General features: G+C 66.4%; 18 protein-coding genes. 13 read left to right on the top strand and 5 right to left on the bottom strand.

What is annotated here, in order from left to right; translation table 11 throughout:
* Window positions 1–33 precede the first annotated feature (33 nt).
* The gene (locus tag MRBLWH13_RS12930; RefSeq protein ID WP_341958311.1) at window positions 34–738 is read left to right on the top strand and encodes an ATP-binding cassette domain-containing protein; all 705 of its coding nucleotides are present in this window, start codon (window positions 34–36) and stop codon (window positions 736–738) included.
* Between the two features lie 6 nt (window positions 739–744).
* On the opposite strand, the gene MRBLWH13_RS12925 is transcribed toward MRBLWH13_RS12930, so the two are convergent.
* The 3 genes from MRBLWH13_RS12925 to MRBLWH13_RS12915 form a co-directional block, all read right to left on the bottom strand.
* Window positions 745–1,371, bottom strand: coding sequence for a helix-turn-helix domain-containing protein (locus MRBLWH13_RS12925; protein WP_341955368.1), 627 nt, complete (start codon window positions 1,369–1,371; stop codon window positions 745–747).
* 83 nt (window positions 1,372–1,454) lie between these two features.
* Window positions 1,455–1,940: a flavin reductase family protein gene (locus tag MRBLWH13_RS12920; RefSeq protein ID WP_341955367.1), complete on the bottom strand. Its 486-nt coding sequence runs from the start codon at window positions 1,938–1,940 to the stop codon at window positions 1,455–1,457.
* Window positions 1,940–3,244, bottom strand: coding sequence for an acyl-CoA dehydrogenase family protein (locus MRBLWH13_RS12915; RefSeq protein WP_341955366.1), 1,305 nt, complete (start codon window positions 3,242–3,244; stop codon window positions 1,940–1,942). The genes MRBLWH13_RS12920 and MRBLWH13_RS12915 overlap by 1 nt, the downstream gene beginning before the upstream one ends.
* A gap of 172 nt (window positions 3,245–3,416) precedes the next feature.
* Between MRBLWH13_RS12915 and MRBLWH13_RS12910 the strand changes: the two genes are divergently transcribed.
* The 4 genes from MRBLWH13_RS12910 (at window position 3,417) to MRBLWH13_RS12895 (ending at window position 8,674) form a co-directional block, all read left to right on the top strand.
* A complete protein-coding gene (locus MRBLWH13_RS12910; RefSeq protein WP_341955365.1) occupies window positions 3,417–5,066 on the top strand; it encodes an ABC transporter substrate-binding protein in 1,650 nt (549 codons plus the stop codon).
* A 125-nt stretch (window positions 5,067–5,191) separates the two neighbouring features.
* A complete protein-coding gene (locus MRBLWH13_RS12905) occupies window positions 5,192–7,390 on the top strand; it encodes an acetate--CoA ligase family protein (RefSeq protein ID WP_341955364.1) in 2,199 nt (732 codons plus the stop codon).
* 45 nt (window positions 7,391–7,435) lie between these two features.
* Window positions 7,436–8,125 (top strand): SDR family NAD(P)-dependent oxidoreductase, encoded by a 690-nt coding sequence (locus tag MRBLWH13_RS12900; RefSeq protein ID WP_341955363.1) that lies wholly within the window; start codon window positions 7,436–7,438, stop codon window positions 8,123–8,125.
* Between the two features lie 138 nt (window positions 8,126–8,263).
* A complete protein-coding gene (locus MRBLWH13_RS12895) occupies window positions 8,264–8,674 on the top strand; it encodes a hypothetical protein (RefSeq protein ID WP_341955362.1) in 411 nt (136 codons plus the stop codon).
* A 164-nt stretch (window positions 8,675–8,838) separates the two neighbouring features.
* Here the strand turns inward: MRBLWH13_RS12895 and MRBLWH13_RS12890 are convergent, their stop codons facing one another.
* Window positions 8,839–9,033, bottom strand: coding sequence for a hypothetical protein (locus MRBLWH13_RS12890; RefSeq protein WP_341955361.1), 195 nt, complete (start codon window positions 9,031–9,033; stop codon window positions 8,839–8,841).
* A gap of 12 nt (window positions 9,034–9,045) precedes the next feature.
* Between MRBLWH13_RS12890 and MRBLWH13_RS12885 the strand changes: the two genes are divergently transcribed.
* Window positions 9,046–9,399 carry a hypothetical protein gene (locus MRBLWH13_RS12885; RefSeq protein ID WP_341955360.1) on the top strand — a complete coding sequence of 118 codons (354 nt, stop codon included), beginning with the start codon at window positions 9,046–9,048 and terminating at the stop codon, window positions 9,397–9,399.
* On the opposite strand, the gene MRBLWH13_RS12880 is transcribed toward MRBLWH13_RS12885, so the two are convergent.
* Window positions 9,396–10,319, bottom strand: coding sequence for a LysR family transcriptional regulator (locus tag MRBLWH13_RS12880; protein ID WP_341933399.1), 924 nt, complete (start codon window positions 10,317–10,319; stop codon window positions 9,396–9,398). The genes MRBLWH13_RS12885 and MRBLWH13_RS12880 overlap by 4 nt on opposite strands.
* A gap of 106 nt (window positions 10,320–10,425) precedes the next feature.
* Between MRBLWH13_RS12880 and MRBLWH13_RS12875 the strand changes: the two genes are divergently transcribed.
* Genes MRBLWH13_RS12875 through MRBLWH13_RS12845 form a run of 7 tightly spaced genes read left to right on the top strand, consistent with a single transcriptional unit; the run spans window position 10,426 to window position 17,159 of the window.
* Window positions 10,426–11,454 carry an amidohydrolase family protein gene (locus tag MRBLWH13_RS12875; RefSeq protein ID WP_341933400.1) on the top strand — a complete coding sequence of 343 codons (1,029 nt, stop codon included), beginning with the start codon at window positions 10,426–10,428 and terminating at the stop codon, window positions 11,452–11,454.
* 10 nt (window positions 11,455–11,464) lie between these two features.
* Window positions 11,465–12,157, top strand: coding sequence for a 4-carboxy-4-hydroxy-2-oxoadipate aldolase/oxaloacetate decarboxylase (gene ligK, locus MRBLWH13_RS12870; protein WP_341933401.1), 693 nt, complete (start codon window positions 11,465–11,467; stop codon window positions 12,155–12,157).
* A gap of 1 nt (window position 12,158) precedes the next feature.
* Window positions 12,159–13,094, top strand: a complete 936-nt coding sequence (locus MRBLWH13_RS12865; RefSeq protein ID WP_341933402.1) for an amidohydrolase family protein — start codon at window positions 12,159–12,161, stop codon at window positions 13,092–13,094.
* Between the two features lie 2 nt (window positions 13,095–13,096).
* Window positions 13,097–14,500, top strand: coding sequence for a protocatechuate 4,5-dioxygenase subunit alpha/beta (locus MRBLWH13_RS12860; RefSeq protein WP_341933403.1), 1,404 nt, complete (start codon window positions 13,097–13,099; stop codon window positions 14,498–14,500).
* Between the two features lie 33 nt (window positions 14,501–14,533).
* Window positions 14,534–15,487 (top strand): Gfo/Idh/MocA family oxidoreductase, encoded by a 954-nt coding sequence (locus MRBLWH13_RS12855; RefSeq protein WP_341933404.1) that lies wholly within the window; start codon window positions 14,534–14,536, stop codon window positions 15,485–15,487.
* Window positions 15,484–16,455, top strand: coding sequence for an aldo/keto reductase (locus MRBLWH13_RS12850; RefSeq protein ID WP_341933405.1), 972 nt, complete (start codon window positions 15,484–15,486; stop codon window positions 16,453–16,455). The genes MRBLWH13_RS12855 and MRBLWH13_RS12850 overlap by 4 nt, the downstream gene beginning before the upstream one ends.
* A complete protein-coding gene (locus MRBLWH13_RS12845) occupies window positions 16,452–17,159 on the top strand; it encodes a substrate-binding domain-containing protein (protein ID WP_341933406.1) in 708 nt (235 codons plus the stop codon). Before MRBLWH13_RS12850 ends, MRBLWH13_RS12845 begins: the two co-directional genes overlap by 4 nt.
* Window positions 17,160–17,201 lie beyond the last annotated feature (42 nt).

Here is a 17,201-nt window from a genome sequence, read left to right as displayed (position 1 = left end):
TTTCGAGCCGTGGACGACGTGAGTTTCGACCTGATGCCCGGTGAATCCGTCGGAATCGTCGGTGAGTCGGGTTCGGGGAAGTCCACCACCGCGCGAATGATCGCGGGACTCGAGCGGACCACAGAGGGGCGGATCACCTTCTGGGGCGAGCAGACGAGACCCGCCCGGACAGCGGTCGCTCGCCGCGCCCAGGCCCGACGAGTGCAGATGGTCTTCCAGGACCCGTTCGGATCCTTGGACCCTCGCCAGAAGCTCGGAGCGTGTCTCGCGGAGATCTTCGCCATCCATGGCACACCGGCTGGTCAATCGACGAACGAGTTCGCACGCACGCTGCTGGAGCGTGTCGGGCTGGAGGGGCACCACGCCGATTCCTATCCCCGGCATCTGTCCGGAGGTCAGCGGCAGCGATTCGCGATCGCGCGGGCCTTGGCGCCGCAGCCGCACCTGCTGATCCTGGACGAGGCGGTGTCGGCGCTCGACGTCAGCGTCCAGGCGCAGGTGCTCAGATTGCTCAGTGACCTCCGCGAGGAGACTCAGCTGGCGTATCTGTTCGTCTCGCACGACCTGGCCGTCGTCCGTCAGATCTGCGATCGCGTTCTGGTGATGCGGGACGGAACCGTGGTCGAGGAAGGCCCCATCGACAAGGTGCTGGACGATCCTCAGGCCGCCTATACCCGCAGGCTCATAGAGTCCGTGCCGGTACCGGGCTGGACACCGCCGCAGCGCAAACGTCGGTGAGAGAGATCAGGAACGCTGTGAGCGAGCGACCTCTTCGACGGCTCGTGAGAGAAGGGGGAGCACGTCGTCGAGCCGGAAAGGAGTGACGGAGGCCAGTAGTATGCACGCGTCCGATCCGATGATCGGCACGTGAAGGGGGAGCGCGATCGTCGTCGCCAGTCCACCGATCGCATTGCTGAATCCTGCGGCATCCGCGAGCGGTTCGGTCGCCGCCACCCCCCTGCCTGCGTCGATCGCTCTGAGAGCGACGTCGTTGTTCTCATGCACGAATCCTGGCGGCGCGGCGACATGCATGCCGGGACGCTGCGGTCCGGCGCTCGCGACGGTGACCAGGATGCCGTCCGTGTCGGCGATGATCATCGCCGAGCAGTCCGTGTCATCAGCGAGCTTCTGGAGCGAATCTCGGACGAGGTTCTCGATGGGCTCGGCGACCGCTCGAGCAAGCGCCGTGATGCCGAACCCGAGGTAGTAGCGCTTGCGATCGTCCCTGCGGATGAACTGCGTCCGCAGGAACGGTCGCAAGAGACGGTAGAGAGCCGTGCGCTGCGTGTCGAGCCGGCGCGCGAGGTCGGATGCGGAGAGCCCCTCTGGATTCGCGTAGAGCTCCCAGAGCAGGGCGATCGACCGCTCCACGGTCGTCGAAGAATCGGATGTCGCCAACTCAGCGTGTCGCTTCCCGCGGGACATGACGAAGAAGGCCGGCATAGCCATGGTCGTCAGTTGAGTCCGGTGAGCGCACCATTGAAGAATAGCAACGGCTCTCCTTCGGTCGTCCCGAAGGCCGTGATCTTCCCGATCACGAGGGTGTGATCGCCGGCATCGTACTGCGCCCAGTGCTCGCATTCGAACCATCCGATCGCGTCAGCGATTCGAGGCACTCGACCGGAACGATCCCAGTCCGGTGCCCCTGCGCGGTCCTTCGAGGCGAAGGACCGCGCAGCCGCCGCGTGCGTGTCCGCGAGGATGCTCACAGAGAACGACTGCTGCAGGAGCCGCTCGTGTGACCGAGACGTCTTCTGGATCGACACGAGAAGGAGAGGGGGATCCAGTGACACAGAGGTGAAGGCGTTGACGGTGAGTCCGTGGATGCCGTCCTGGTCCTCGAAGCCGACGATCGTGACGCCCGTGGCGAAACGCGAGAACGCGCCACGCAGTGCCTGCGCATCGAGTAGGGGCAGGGCAGACAGTGTCGGCGCGCTCATCACGACCGCTTCCGGGTGGGGAGGTCGACCCGGATGTTCGCGCGATCGGCGAACTGCGGGTGAGGGGGGTAGATGGCGGACATCTCGATGTTGTCGATGAAGGGTCCGCCTTCCATGTCGCGCGTCATCCAGTAGGCGCCGACGGAGGGAAGCTGGTTCTGAGCGATGATGATGTGGTTCGCTGCCACCGCCATGTCGCGGAAGATCCGTGCGAGACGGGACTTCGCCCCGACACCGCCCACGCCGCTCTCGACGAACAGGGTGTTCACGATGTCTCGGCACTCGTGAACGATGAACGTGTTGATCTCCGCCATGAGCACGCGGAGCTCGTAGTCGATGAAGCGGTTGTTCTGTGCACTCTCGAACGCGCGGGAGATCACATCGTTCTGCAGCAGCCGCGATGCGCGGATCCGCGCGTCCGACCGGGCGATGGCGATGTGCAGGTTCTCGTCGGTCGCGAAGCGAAGCTGACGGTAGGAGCCGCGACGGGCTTTGAGGTGTGTCTGCTTGATCAGCTCCTCCAGCGCGGCGGTTGCCAGTCCGAGCGCATGGGCGGAGTGTGCGGCCTGGATGAATGGCCCCTTCTCATGCGGCGTGCCGTAGGTGATCCCCCAGATGCCGCGCTCGTCCACCATGTCGGCGGGAACGAAGACCTCTTCGTCGACCGAGAAGTCGCCACTTCCTGTTCCGCGCAGACCCAGACCGTCCCAGGTGTCGTGAAGAGTCACGTCCTCCCTGCGGAAGTAGGGAACGACGAACCACGGAGTGCCGTCCTTCGGAGAGAGCACGACCTCGCCGTTGTCGTCGTGGAGCACGCACAGGCCGAAGAGATGGGTAGCTTCCGGGGAACCACTCGAGAACGGCCAGCGTCCTGATACCCAGTAGCCTCCTTCCACGGCGCGCGCAACCCCGCCGGCGCGGCCTCCGTTGCCTGCGATGATCCATCGTTCGTCCTCGAGGATGCGTCGCATCGCATCCTTCCCGGCCCAGGTCTGCCCCGTGTGCAGCATGCAGAGCCAACCGGCGGAGCCGTTCACGTGGGAGAGAGCCTCGACGGCTTCGAGCCATTCGACGGGGTGCGCTTCCAACCCACCCAGCTCTTTCGGGAGGAACGCGCGGTACATCCCGCACTCGTAGAGGGCGTCGGTGATCTCTGCAGGCATCCTCCGCTCGTTCTCGATGATCTCCTCGGCATCGCGGACCAGGGGGAAGATCTCGGTCACGCGCTCGAGGAGGGTGGTCTCTGCAGTGCTGACGATGGTGTTCACAACATCTCCTGTCACATAATTGGTACGAGTAGTCACAGTGTGTATCAATAGATGGACATTTGCAAGAAGATTTTTCAAATTGCCATGGATGCGCGTGACGGAGCGATCGTTATATAAAAGTCACCACATTAAGGTCGATCTGCGGTTCAATGACGGAACCGGAGTCCGTCCCGAGGGCTCTGCGATGAACGTCGAGAGGAAGCACGATATGAACCGATCGCGCCGGACCCTGCGCAGGGCCGCACTCGCCGCCGCCGTCAGCATCGCGACCGCGAGCTCGGTGGTCGGATGTACGGCGGTGACGCCGGACACGACGCCGGACGCCGCTGTGAAGACGGTGCTCAGATCCCCGGGAGGGGACGGGCCTGTCGACTCGATCACCTGGAACCTCGGGTCCGGAGAGCCCGCCACTCTGGACCCGCCGAACGTCCCGACCTATTCGGCGATGGCCGTCGTCACCAGCGTCTGCGACTCCCTGCTCTCCGTGGACGAGTCGGGGGCGATCGTGCCCGGCCTCGCGTCCGTGACCCAGGAGTCCCCGCTGAGGGCGGTGTTCACCCTCCGTGCGGACGCGACGTTCTGGGATGGGACGCCGCTGACGACCGAGGACATCGCTTACAGCCTCAACCGGGCGGCGTCGCCGCCGTCCTACCTCGCGCCGACGTTCGCCAACGTGGCGTCGATCTCGGCCATCTCCGACACGGAGGTCGCGATCGACTTCAGTGCCCCCGATGCCACCTTCCTGCCAACGATGGTCGGCGTCGGGGGTGTCGTCATGGAGAAGGCGTTCAGCGAGAAGGCCGGGGAGGCGCTCGGCACCCCCGACGGCGGCTTGATGTGTTCCGGCCCGTTCGAGATCTCCCAGTGGAACGTCGGCACCGACATCCAGCTCGTCAAGAATGAGAACTACTGGAACGAAGAACGAGCGGCAAAGGTGGACGACGTCCGCCTCACCTTCATCACCGATACGAGTGCGCTCACTCAGGCGATGGCGACCGGCGAAGTCGATGGCGGATGGGAGATTCCCGCGTCGTCGATCCCTGCCTTGGAGGCCGTCGACACCGGGTCTCTGTACTACGGCGACACCACGACGATCTGGTCTCTCCGTGTTGCGAGCCCCGACAGCATCCTCGCGACCGACGCCACGCTGCGGCAGGCGTTCCAACAGATGATCGACAGGGACGCGATCGCGAAGACGGTCTTCCACGGTGCCGCCCGGTCGTGGAGCACCGCGATCAGCCCCAACTCGTGGCCGGCCTCCGTGCGTGAGAGCACGCAGAAGCGGACGTCCGTGATCGCGGACGAACGCGGCTACGACCCGGAGAAGGCGAAGCGGCTGGTGCAGGAGGCCGGAGCCGAGGGGCAGAAGATCGAGTTGATCGTGGCGAGCGGAGACGAGACGGCTTCTCAGCTCGGCCAGCTCGTTCAGGCCCAGGCGGAGGCCGCGGGCCTTAGCGTCTCGATCAGGGCGCTCCAGCCGCTTGAGTACGCCCAGGCGATGTACGACCCGTCCGTGCGTGGGGACAGCGACCTGCTTCTGAGCAGCAGTGGCGACATCGTGCAGGAGCCGCTCGCCTCGATCCGCTACTACTACCTGCCCGACGGCCTCTACAACTGGGATGGCTACGTGGACGAGAAGCTCGCGGGACTGTTCGGTGAGGCCGTCGGCGAACTTGACGAGAAGCGCCGCACCGAGATCACCCTCGACATCCAGGATCGCTTCGAGGAGCGTGCCGCGACGATCTCCATCGTCAATCCCTACCAGGTGAACTTCGTCAGCGATCGTCTGGGCGGCGTGATCACCTCTTCGGTGTACGTCAACCTTCCTTCACTGTCCTTCATCGGGAGCGCCGACTAGGCGCCTGTGAGTTGAGCGGTGGTCGGCCCGGAGCGGCCGGGCTGACCACCGCTCGGTCTTTGGCACCGTCGCTGGACGCGTCCTCGCGTTTTTTATATAGTTAGTGCTACATAAAAGGAGTTCTCATGTCGCTCGCCGATCTCATCCCGCTGATCACACTCGTCTCCCCGAGGCGAGTCGTTGTCGTCGGCGCGTCTTCGACCCGGACCGACGCGACCGGGAACCAGGTGCTCCGCAACCTCCGTAATGGGGGGTTCACGGGCCGGATCGATGTCCTCAGCCGGACTGGTGGCACGATCGAGGGGATCGAGGCGCTTTCAGACGTGAGCGAGGCGGCCGGCGCCGACCTCGCCGTCGTGACTCTTCGCGCAGGCGCCGTGCTCCCTGCGTTGCATGACCTCGCCGCTGTCGGTGTCACGGCAGGACTCGTGATGAGTGTGGGCTTCACCCCCGACGAGATCCGGGCGATCAAAGACTTCTCGCGCGACTCCGGCATGCACATCCATGGGCCGAACTGCATGGGACTGATCAACGTGCACGACCGTACGATGCTGTGGGCGGACGAGGGGATCCTGGCTGACCTTCCCGCCGGAAACGTCGCCATCGTCTCGCAGTCGGGGTCGGGGGCGATCTTCGTCGCGCGGTCGACGAGCGGCGTCGGCTTCTCCCACATCGTGTCGACCGGAAACGAAGCGGCCCTGACCACCGCCGACTACGTGCGATATCTCGCAGAGGACTCCAGAACAGGCGTCATCGCACTCATCCTGGAGTCGGTGTACGACTCCGACGGCCTGGCGCGGGCCGTCGAAGCCGCACGGGAGGCCGGTAAGCCGGTCGTGGCGTTGAAGGTGGGTTCGTCCGACTCAGGGCGGGCGGCGACTCTCGCGCACACCGGAGCGATGCTCAGCAACCGAACGGTCATCGACGCCTACATGGAGCAGATCGGCGTGCCCCTCCTGGCGGACTATGACGAGTTGGCAGCCGCAATCGATCTGCTCGCCCGCGTCGACTGGCAAGCCATCGGAGCAGGGCGGACCGCGATTGTCACTCTCTCCGGGGGGCAGGCGGCCCTGGCAGCCGATCTGGCGGAACAGGTGGGCGCGACTTTGGCGCGGTTCTCGCCGGAGACGCAGCGGCGACTCGAGGAAGTCCTTCCGGACATGCACGCGATCAACCCGCTCGATGCGTGGGGGAGCGCGGACGCGGACGACGAGACGTTCCGCCGTACCCTGCAGATCGTCAGTGAGGACGATGGCGTGGACGTCGTACTCGGCGTCATCGACGCGCAGTCGAGCCTGTCTGCGATCGAGTTGGAGTACGAAGACGACATCGTCGACGCCTTCACGCTTCTGAATGCTGAGGCCGACGTGCCCGTGCTCCTCGCCTCCAGCTCCTCGATGACGGTGCATCCAGTGCGGGTGCCGGCGACCGACGCGAGCATCCCGGTGCTCCGGGGTCTCCGCAACGCCTTGACGGCCGTCCGCGCAGCCGCTCGGGTTTCGGGACAAGGCCCGCGCCTGCTCGACCGCCCATCGTCGGTTCCCAGCATTGCGATCGTTGAAGAGATCCGCGACTCTCTCGCCCGCACCTCGGGCGTGCTCGACCGGGACTCCATGCGACGGGTTCTCGGTGCCTACGGGATCAGTCCCGTCAGTTCGCACTCGTTCGGCGATGTGGACGAGGCGGTCCGGTGGTGCGAGCGCAACGGATACCCGGTCGTGGCCAAGATCGACTCTCCCGACATCACCCATCGTTCAGATGTCGGTGGCGTGGCGCTGGGCCTGCAGGACGAGGGGCAACTGCGCGATGCGTGGGCGGCGATTCTCGAATCCGTGCATCGCCATCGACCCGATGCTGATATTCGCGGCATCGAGGTGCAGAGACAGATCCCTGCGGGCATCGAAGCGTTCCTCGGCTTCGTCTCGGACCCTGACATCGGCGTGGCTGTAGGAATCGGCATAGGCGGAGTGCTGGTCGAGCTACTCGACGACGTGGAGTACGCGATCGCGCCCCTCTCGCCGGAGTCAGCGCACCGACTACTCGACGGTACTCGACTCTCACAGCTCCTTGATGGGTTCCGGAACCTTCATCCCGTCGTTGACGTCGGATCCGTCGTCAACCTCCTCGTGAAGCTCTCGTGGATGGCAGACGATCTGAAAGACACCCTCGCTGCGGGCGACCTCAACCCACTGATCATCGAACCGGCCACGGGAGCCGCGTTCGTGGTCGATGCGTTGCTGGTCGCACAGGAGCGGAGCGGAGATGGCGTTCCTGCGCTTCGACAGGTTCCTGCACTTCGGCAAGGCGCCGCGGCTGATTCCTAGAACGCTCCGCAGAAGCGGGTCGCATTGAACGAACGAGGAACTCAGATGAAGACCGCTCTCGAACATCCCGTTTCCGGCAGGCTCGTGCTGCTCGCCGGGGGCACCTCCGCTTCGGGATTCGCCTCCGCGAAGGCGCTTCTCGACCGCGGCGCACAAGTGATCATCGTTGGTCGGGATGCGGGGAAGCTGGCTCGATGCCGAGACGAACTCCCGCACGCGCACGTACAGCGGGCTGACCTCACGAACGAGGAATCGGTCGCAGAGCTACGCAAGCGAGTCTTCGACACGTGGGGGCCGGTCGACGGGGTGCTCCATCTCGTCGGCGGTTGGAGCGGGGGCGGTGGTCTTGCCGGGCAGACCGACGAGGCGTACAGATCGTTGGAGTCGAGTCTCAGTGCCCTGAGGCATGTGTCGCGAGCGTTCGACACTGATCTGAGACTGTCCTCGGCCGGTCGCACGGCGATCGTCTCTTCCGTCGTCGTCTCCCGCCCGACTGGCGGTTCTGCGAACTACGCCGCCCTCAAGTCGGCAGCGGAGACCTGGATGCTTGCTGTCGACCATGGTCTTCGAGCGCACGGGTTGAATGATCACGGCGAGGTCAGGTCGTTCGGCGCGGTGTTCCGCGTCAGATCCCTAGCCGGCATCGAAGGCATTCTGGCGGAGTCCTTCGCAGGCCTCTGGGACCGTGACGCTGCGCCTACGGAGCTAGTGGTGACTGAGCTGCACCCGGGCTGATGCGCGGGGTTCGCCGTCGCTCTCCCGAGAACCCCACAAGCACTCTATCGACGAGATTAAACCTTGACAATGATGTCAAGGTTTACGCTCGTATCTGAACTCGGCACCGACCTGCGGGACGCCGAGGATGGAACGCACATGACCACGCAAGACCGGGAAGGATCATCGCGGAAGATCCTCGTTATCGGAGCGGGGGAGTTGGGGATGCCGGTTCTGCGCAACGTCGCCCGCCGGGCGGCTGATGTGCCCGGGGCCTCCGTGAATGTGCTGCTTCGTCCAGCCGCCATCGGTTCCGCATCGTCGTCGAAGCAGAAGGACATCGCCGAGATCCGGGCCCTCGAAATCGAGATCATTCCCGGGGATCTCGTCCTCGCGACAGGGGCTCTGCGCAACCTCAACCACATCTACGCAGCCGACGACTCGGCGAGCTGGCTCGGCCTCGGGCTGTTCTTGGCGTCGCTCGCGGTGATGGGCGGTGGCGTTGTCGCCGCTCGACCCGTGGTGATCGCGGGGATCGCGCAGCTCTTCGGCAGGGTGTCCGGTCGCTGACCACCTGCCGAGAATAGACGCCGACCGCTCATCACAAGGCACCGCTCTTGCCCTATTCTCGACGCATGGCTGACTCCACCCCGCACTCCGACGCCCCTTGGCGACCGCTCGCAGCGGGCGAGATCGTCGATCTGCTGTCCGCGGCGGGAATCCGGTGGTGGCTGTCAGGAGGGGTGGCTCTCGACCGGTGGGTCGGGCGCGAGATCAGAAAGCGCGGTGACGTCGACATCAGCGTTATCCGTGACGATCTGCCCGCTTTGGTGCGAGCTCTGCCGGATCGCTTCAGCGCGTGGGCGGCGATCGGCGATGACTGTGATCATCTCCTCTTCCGGGATGTCCCCGAAGACGCTGACGTTCATCGTGTGAAGATCTTGAATGACTCTTCGACGGAATGGGTGCTCCAGGTGAACGTCGAGGACGGCGGGGAGCGTGCTTGGGTATACAAGCGCGACCCCCGGCTCCAGCTGCCGTGGGATCGTGCCGTCCGCGACATCGGCGGCGTTCCCACCGGTGCTCCCGAGGTGCAGCTCGTGTGGAAGGCGCTTCGACCACGACCAGAGGATGACGTGGATAAGGACGCCGTCCTGGCTGCTCTCGACCCGGATGCCCGCGCGTGGTACGAGCAGGCGATTCTCTCGATACACCCGCACTCGACCTGGTCGATCCACGTGCGGAGTCCGTTCGCCCCCACGAAGGCGAGTTGGGGTCGAAAGCGGCAGCCTTAGAGGGCGTCCGCCGGCGCGCGTCGATACTCCTCTGTGCTCACTGCCTCGCGTACGAGCTCCCGGAACCATTTCTGCGCGGGGGATAGTGCTGCCTCCCGTCTGGTGTACAGCGAAACCGGTGTGCTCTGTCCTGGCCACGGGAGGTCAGTGATGTCGAGGTCAGGGAACCATCCGCGGAAGACCTCGGCGACGTGCCGCGGCAGCAAAACCACCAGGTCGGTCGTCTGAACCACGGCGGGTACGGTGGCGTATTCCTCCACGGTGAGCGATACCTGCGACATCAGTCCGTGCTCGATCAACGCCTGCAGCGGGAAGACATGACCCCCGCGGGCGGACACTCGGATGAAGTGTCGGCCGTCGAACATGTCAGGAGCAGTCGGTGGTAAGGGGTGGCGCGTCGAGGAGAGCGCGACGTACTCCACGGCGCGCACGTGCGTGCGCCACAGCCGTGGGCTGCCGACCATCGAGACGGTCATGGCGAGGTCGATCTTGCCTCGGGTGAGTCCATCTTCCACGTGGTCCGCGTCTAGTCGTTCGACCTTCAGGTGGGGGCGAGACCCTTGTCGAGCCAGGGCGGCCATCACCGGCGGGAGAAACGTCTGTTCGCCGATGGACGTGAGCCCCATGACGAGCTCTCCGCGAAAGCCTGCGGGCTCGAACGTACGGGGGTCGCCCACCGCGGAGTCGATCTGCGCGAGTGCTTCGTGCAACGGCACGAAGAGGGCTGTCGCCCTGGCTGTCGGGACCATGTCGTGCCCCTCGCGTCGGAAGAGGTCATCCTCGAAGCGCTCCCGCAGACGGCGCAGCGTATAGCTCACCGTCGGCTGCGTCACATGAAGCCGCGCGGCCGCGGCGGTCACGCTGCGCATTTCGTAGAGCACGACGAAGGTGCGTAGCTGGTTCAGATCGACGATGTCCACGAATAGACCCTATCTATGCGGGTGGCGGCACGCATCTATTGGACTGCTGAGCGGCGGCGATCTACGTTCGAAGTATTCACACCTCCAGTGAGAAGGACGACACGCCGTGATCATCGATGTACACGGGCACTACACGACAGCCCCCGCTCAACTCGGTGCGTGGCGGGATCTGCAGATCGCATTCACGAACGGCGACGGAGAATCCCCCGATCCGGCTGCTCTCCGCATCGACGACGACGATATCCGCGAGACGATCGAGGCGAACCAGCTTCGCCTGATGAACGACCGCGGCAGCGACCTCACCCTGTTCAGCCCTCGCGCGTCCTTCATGGCGCACCACATCGGCGATCTGAATGTGAGCGAGACCTGGGCGCGCATCTGCAATGACCTGTGCGCCCGGGTGAGCGAGCTTTTCCCTGACCGGTTCCTCCCCGGCGCGATGCTCCCGCAATCCCCAGGGGCTGATCCCGCGACGAGCGTCGCCGAGATTACGCGTGCGGTCGAAGAGCTCGGCGTCGTCACGGTCAATCTCAACCCCGACCCGGCCGGCGGGCTGTGGACGGCTCCCGCGCTCACGGATCGATCCTGGTACCCGATCTACGAGAAGCTCGTGGAGTACGAGCTGCCGGCCATGATCCACGTCAGCACGTCTTGCAAGCCGGTATTCCACACAACCGGCGACCACTATCTCGGTGCCGATACCACTGCCTTCATGCAACTACTCAAAGGCGATCTGTTCCGCGACTTCCCCGACCTCAAGTTCGTGATCCCGCACGGCGGCGGAGCGGTCCCGTATCACTGGGGTCGCTTTCGTGGACTGGCCATGGCACTGGGGAAGCCGGAGCTCGAGGAGCATCTTCTGGGCAACGTGTTCTTCGACACGTGTGTCTACCACCAGTCGGGGATCGATCTGCTGGCCGAAGTCATTCCGACGAGGAACATCCTGTTTGCCAGCGAGATGATCGGTGCCGTGCGCGACATCGACCCGCGCACCGGCCATTATTTCGATGACACGAGGCGCTATGTCGACGCGACGCCGAATCTGACCGATATCGAGCGCTTCGCCGTCTTCGAGGGCAACGCCCGCCGGGTCTACCCGCGGCTCGACCGAGCACTGACCGCCCGCGGGCTCTGAAAGGTACGCCATGCGCCTGAACGACCTCGGTATCGTCCACACGAACATCGAGCGACCCGATCCTGACGACGTCGAGCGGATCTCCCAGTTCGGCGTCGCCACCATTCATGAGGCGATGGGCAGGGTCGGGCTTCTCCGCCCCTACATCCGTCCGGTATATCCCGAAGCGAAGCTGTGCGGCGTCGCGGTGACCGTGCTCCTGCAGCCAGGTGACAACTGGATGTTCCACGTCGCGGCGGAGCATGTGAGCGCGGGTGATGTCCTCGTCGCGGGCTGTACGACGGAGAGCGAGGACGGCTTCTTCGGCGAGCTGCTCGCAACCTCGCTCACCGCGCGCGGGTGCAAGGGGCTCGTGATCGACGGCGGAGTTCGAGACGTCGCCGACCTTGAGCGGATGAACTTCCCCGTGTTCTCGCGGGCGATCCACTCCAAGGGGACGGTCAAGGCGACGCTCGGCTCGGTGAACGTCCCGGTGGTGGTCGCCAATGCCCTGGTCAACCCGGGTGATGTCGTCGTGGCCGACGTCGACGGCGTCGTCGTGGTGCCGCGCGCGCTGGTCGGAGCGGTCGCCGACGCGAGCCGCGCACGCGAGGACAACGAAGAGGCCAAGCGCGAGAAGTTCCGCGAGGGCATGCTCGGCCTCGACATCTACGGCATGCGCGAGAAGCTCGCCGCCGCCGGCCTCGAGTACCGGGAGGACTGACGTGTCGCACGGAGACACGAGCGGCGGCTTCGAGAAGACCGCCGGATGGCTGGACTGGTACGACGGCCCCAGCACGCCGATGTTCCAGGTGCCGGAGGGTGCGGTGGACGCGCATTGCCATGTGTTCGGGCCGGGGGCTGAGTTCCCCTACGCGCCGGAACGCAAGTACACACCGTGCGATGCGTCGGCGGAGCAGCTGTTCGCCCTGCGGGACCACCTCGGCTTCGACCGCAACGTGATCGTGCAGGCCACCTGCCACGGCGCCGACAACAGCGCACTCCTCGATGCCCTCCGCCGCAGCGAGGGCCGCGCCCGGGGCGTCGCGACCGTGCGGCGCGATGTGACCGACGAAGAGCTCGCCGAGCTGCACGAGGCGGGTGTGCGCGGCGTGCGCTTCAACTTCGTCAAGCGCCTGGTCGACCGGGTGCCGACCGACTCGCTCGAAGACATCGTCGCGAAGGTCGCGCCGCTCGGCTGGCACGTCGTGATCTACTTCGAAGCCGACGACCTCCCCGAGCTGTACGACTTCTTCTCCGGCATCCCGACGGATATCGTCGTCGACCACATGGGTCGCCCCGATGTCTCGAAGGATCCGGACGGCCCGGAGTTCGAGCTGTTCCTGAGCTTCCTGCGCGAGAACCCCCGCGTGTGGACCAAGGTGTCGTGCCCCGAGCGGCTCAGCATCGACGGTCCACGCGCTCTGCACGGCGAGCAGCACGCGTACACCGACGTCGTGCCCTTCGCCCGTCGCGTGGTCGAGGAGTTCCCCGACCGCGTGCTGTGGGGCACCGACTGGCCCCACCCCAATCTCAAGGACCACATGCCCGACGACGGGCTCCTGGTCGACTACATCCCGCAGATCGCCCCGACCGCCGACCTGCAGCGGCAGCTGCTCGTCGACAACCCGCGGCGGCTGTACTGGCCAGAAGGAGAATGACCATGGCACTCGACAAGCCGTACAAGGACGTCCCCGGCACGACGATCTACGACGCCGAGCAGGCGCGCAAGGGATACCACCTCAACCAGTTCTCGATGTCGCTGATGAAGCCCGAGAACCGGGAGCGGTTCCTCGCGGATCAGGAGGCGTACCTCGACGAGTGGCCGCTGAACCCGGTGCAGCGCCAGGCGGTGCTCGACATGGACCTTAACACCATGATCGCCGAGGGAGGGAACATCTACTTCCTCAGCAAGATCGGCGCGACCCACGGACTCAGCTTCCAGCAGATGGCGGGCTCGATGACCGGGATGTCGGAGGCCGCGTACCGGGACATGATGGTCGCCGGCGGCCGTCGCCCCGAGGGCAACCGCCTGAAGGACCTCGACGGATGGACGCCCCGGTCGACCGAGAAGGCGACCGCCGTCCGGCCGGACGCCCCCGCCCGCTACACCTCGGCGCTGTTCACGTCGCACGTCCCGGCGATCGGTGCGGCGATGGATCTCGGCAAGACGGAGGAGCCGTACTGGAAGAAGGTCTTCGACGGCTACCGGTGGACCCGCACATGGGCGAAGGAGAACACCCCCGATGTCGTGATCCTCGTGTACAACGACCACGCCACGGCCTTCGACGCCTCGATCATCCCCACCTTCGTCCTCGGCACGGGTGACGAGTACCCGGTCGCCGACGAGGGTTATGGTCCTCGTCCCGTTCCGGATGTGAAGGGCTACCCGGAGTTCGCCGCGCACCTCGCGCAGTCGATCATCCAGGACGACTTCGACCTCACCCTCGTCAACGAGATGGTCGTCGACCACGGCCTGACCGTGCCGCTGTCCCTCGTGTACGGCGAGGTCGAGGAGTGGCCGGTCCGAGTCATCCCGCTCGCCGTGAACGTCGTGCAGTACCCGGTGCCGTCCGGCCGACGCTGCTACGAGCTGGGCAAGGCTCTGCGCCGCGCGATCGACAAGTGGGACGGCGAAGAGCTGAACGTGCAGATCTGGGGAACCGGCGGCATGAGCCACCAGCTGCAGGGGCCGCGCGCCGGACTCATCAACAAGGAGTGGGACAACGCGTTCCTCGACCACCTGATCGCGGACCCGCTCGGACTCACGGAGTGGCCTCACATGGAGTACGTCGACGAGGCGGGCTCTGAGGGGATCGAGCTCGTCGACTGGCTCATCGCCCGCGGCGCGATGGACGACCAGTTCGGCGGCGAGGCTCCCGAGGTGGGCCACCGGTTCTATCACGTCCCCGCGTCGAACACCGCGGTCGGACACCTCGTCCTGTCGAACCCGGTCCGCACGCCCGCCCTCGCCGAAGACGACGCCGATGCGGCCGTGCCGACGCGCAGCTCCGCGCCCGAGGGCTCGAGCGAGCCCGAGGCGACGGCAGCGCTGTCGAACGCCTGACGTCCTGAACCGGAGCCCCGGGAGGAAACCCGCATGACAGACAAGATCCGAATCGCGGTTGTCGGCGCCAACGGCGCCTTCGGCATGAAGCACCTCGACGGCCTCGCGAACATCGAGGACGCGGAGGTGACGGTCGTCAGCGCGACTTCGCAGGAGAAGGCGGATGCCGTCGCCGCGCAGTACGGCGTCGCGACCGCCGTCGTGGGGCTGGATGCCGTGTTCGAGCGCGACGACGTGGACGCCGTGATCCTCGCGACTCCCACCGGACTGCACGCCGCACAGACCCAGGCGGTGCTCGCGGCCGGCAAGCACGTGCAGGTCGAGATCCCGCTCGCGGACTCGCTGGCCGACGCCGAGGCCACCCTCGCCGTGGCCGAGGCCTCGGACCGCGTCGCAATGGTCGGCCACACGCGGCGGTTCAACCCCTCCCACCAGCTGGTGCACGAGCGCATCGCCGCCGGCGAGTTCGCCGTGCAGCAGATGGACGTGCAGACGTACTTCTTCCGCCGCACGAACACGAACGCCAAGGGCGAGGCGCGCTCGTGGACCGACCACCTCCTCTGGCATCACGCGGCCCACACCGTCGACCTCTTCGCTTACCAGGCGGGGCGCATCGTGCAGGCGCACGCGATCCAGGGCCCGATCCACCCCGAGCTCGGCATCGCGATGGACATGTCGATCCAGCTGAAGAGCGAGACCGGGGCAATCTGCACGCTGTCGCTGTCGTTCAACAACGACGGGCCCTTCGGCACGTTCTTCCGCTACATCGGAGACACCGCCACGTACGTCGCCCGCTACGACGACCTCTACGACGGCAGGGATCAGCAGATCGACGTGTCGCAGGTGGCCGTGAGCTTCAACGGCATCGAGCTGCAGGACCGCGAGTTCGTCGCCGCGATCCGCGAAGGACGCGAGCCGAACTCGTCGCTGCGTCAGGTCATCGACTGCTACCGCGTGCTCGGCGCGCTGGAGGAGCAGCTCGCGTGATCCTGCCCCGCATCGGCCTCGGCTGCATGTCGCTGAGCCACGCCTACGGAGTGCCCCCGTCGGACGCGGACGGCCTGGCTCTGCTGTGTGCGGCGCTCGACGCGGGAGTGGGGATGCTCGACACCGCGACCCTGTACGGCGGCGGTCGCAACGAGGAGCTCGTCGGGAGGGCGGTCGCCGGTCGGCGCGACGAGGTGCTGCTCGCGAGCAAGGGCGGGATGGCGCTCGTTGACGGCGTGCGCACGATCGACGGACGCCCCGACACCCTGCGCACCCAGGTCGACGAATCGCTGCGTCGCCTCGGCGTGGACCGCATCGACCTCTACTATCTGCACCGCTGGGACCGCTCGGTGCCGATCGGCGAGAGCGTCGGCGCGCTGGCGGAGCTCGTCGATGACGGCAGGATCGGCGCGATCGGGCTCTCGGAGGTGTCGGTCGCGCGTCTTCGAGAGGCGCAGCGGACTGCTCCGATCGCCGCCGTGCAGAACGAGTACTCGCTCTGGAGTCGGAACCCCGAACTCGGCATGCTCGACGCCACCCGCGAGTCCGGCGTGGCGTTCGTCGCCTTCTCGCCCGTCGCCCGCGGCTTCCTGAGCCGCGGGGTGTCGGACCCGGCGCACCTGGCGTCGAACGACATCCGTCGCTCCATGCCCCGCTTCCAGCCCGAGCACTGGCCCATCAACGCCGCGCTGCTTCCGGACTGGCACGCGCTCGCCGACGAGGCCGGGTGCACTCCCGCGCAGCTCGCCCTCGCGTGGGTGCTCTCGCGCGGAGAGCACGTCGTCGCGATCCCCGGCACGACGGATCCGACGCATCTGCGCGAGGATCTCGCCGCCGTCGACGTCGAGGTGCCGCCGGAGATCCTGCGCAGGGCGGGACGGCTCATCGGCACCGACACCGTCTCCGGACCGCGGTACGCGCCGGGTCCCGCTGCGGACGTCGACACCGAGACCTTCGAGGCCGCATGAGAGCCGTGTCGTCGATGGCCACCCGGCATCTGCTCGCCGATCTCACGGTCGCCGCGGCCGAGGTGGGTCTCCCGCGCGTGCACATCGAGTCGACGGGAGGGGTCGAGGCCGCCCGACGCGTCGCCGAGGGCGAGGGATTCGACCTCGTCTTCCTCGCCGCCGGAGCCCTTTCCGCCCTCGCCGCCCAGGGGCATGTCGACGACGACTCGCTCACACCGCTCGTGATCTCGCAGGTGGCGGTCGCCGTGACCGCAGGCGGCGCCGGTCGAGCCGAGCGGCCGGACGAAGCCGCCTTCGCGGATGCGGCCGGCGTGCGCGACGCGCTGCGCTCAGCGGCGAGGGTCGGGTACTCGACAGGGCCGAGCGGTACGGCGCTGCTCGAGATGATCCGGGCATGGGGTCTCACGGATGCCGTCGGCCCCAAGCTCCTGCAGGCCCACCCCGGCGTGCCGGTGGCGCAGCTGCTGGCGCAGGGATCTGTCGATCTGGGCTTCCAGCAGCTCAGCGAGCTCGTGGGCCAGCCGGGCATCCGGGTGACCGGGGTGCTCCCCGACGACTGCGCGATCGACACCGTGTTCTCGGGTGCCGTCTCGCGGAGCTCTAATGATCCGGGGGCGGCCCGTGCGGTCCTCGAGTTCTTCGCCTCGCCGGAGGCCTCGGCGATCGCGATCGCGCACAGCTTCCACGCGGCATCCGCCTCGTGACGACGCCGCCTGCTGCGCCGGCCGAGGCCGGCGCAGCAGAGG

It is taken from the genome of Microbacterium sp. LWH13-1.2, assembly GCF_038397735.1.
Taxonomy (GTDB): domain Bacteria; phylum Actinomycetota; class Actinomycetes; order Actinomycetales; family Microbacteriaceae; genus Microbacterium.
The sequence above is the reverse complement of the archived record's forward strand: the minus strand, read 5'-3'. Positions and strand labels throughout refer to the sequence as shown.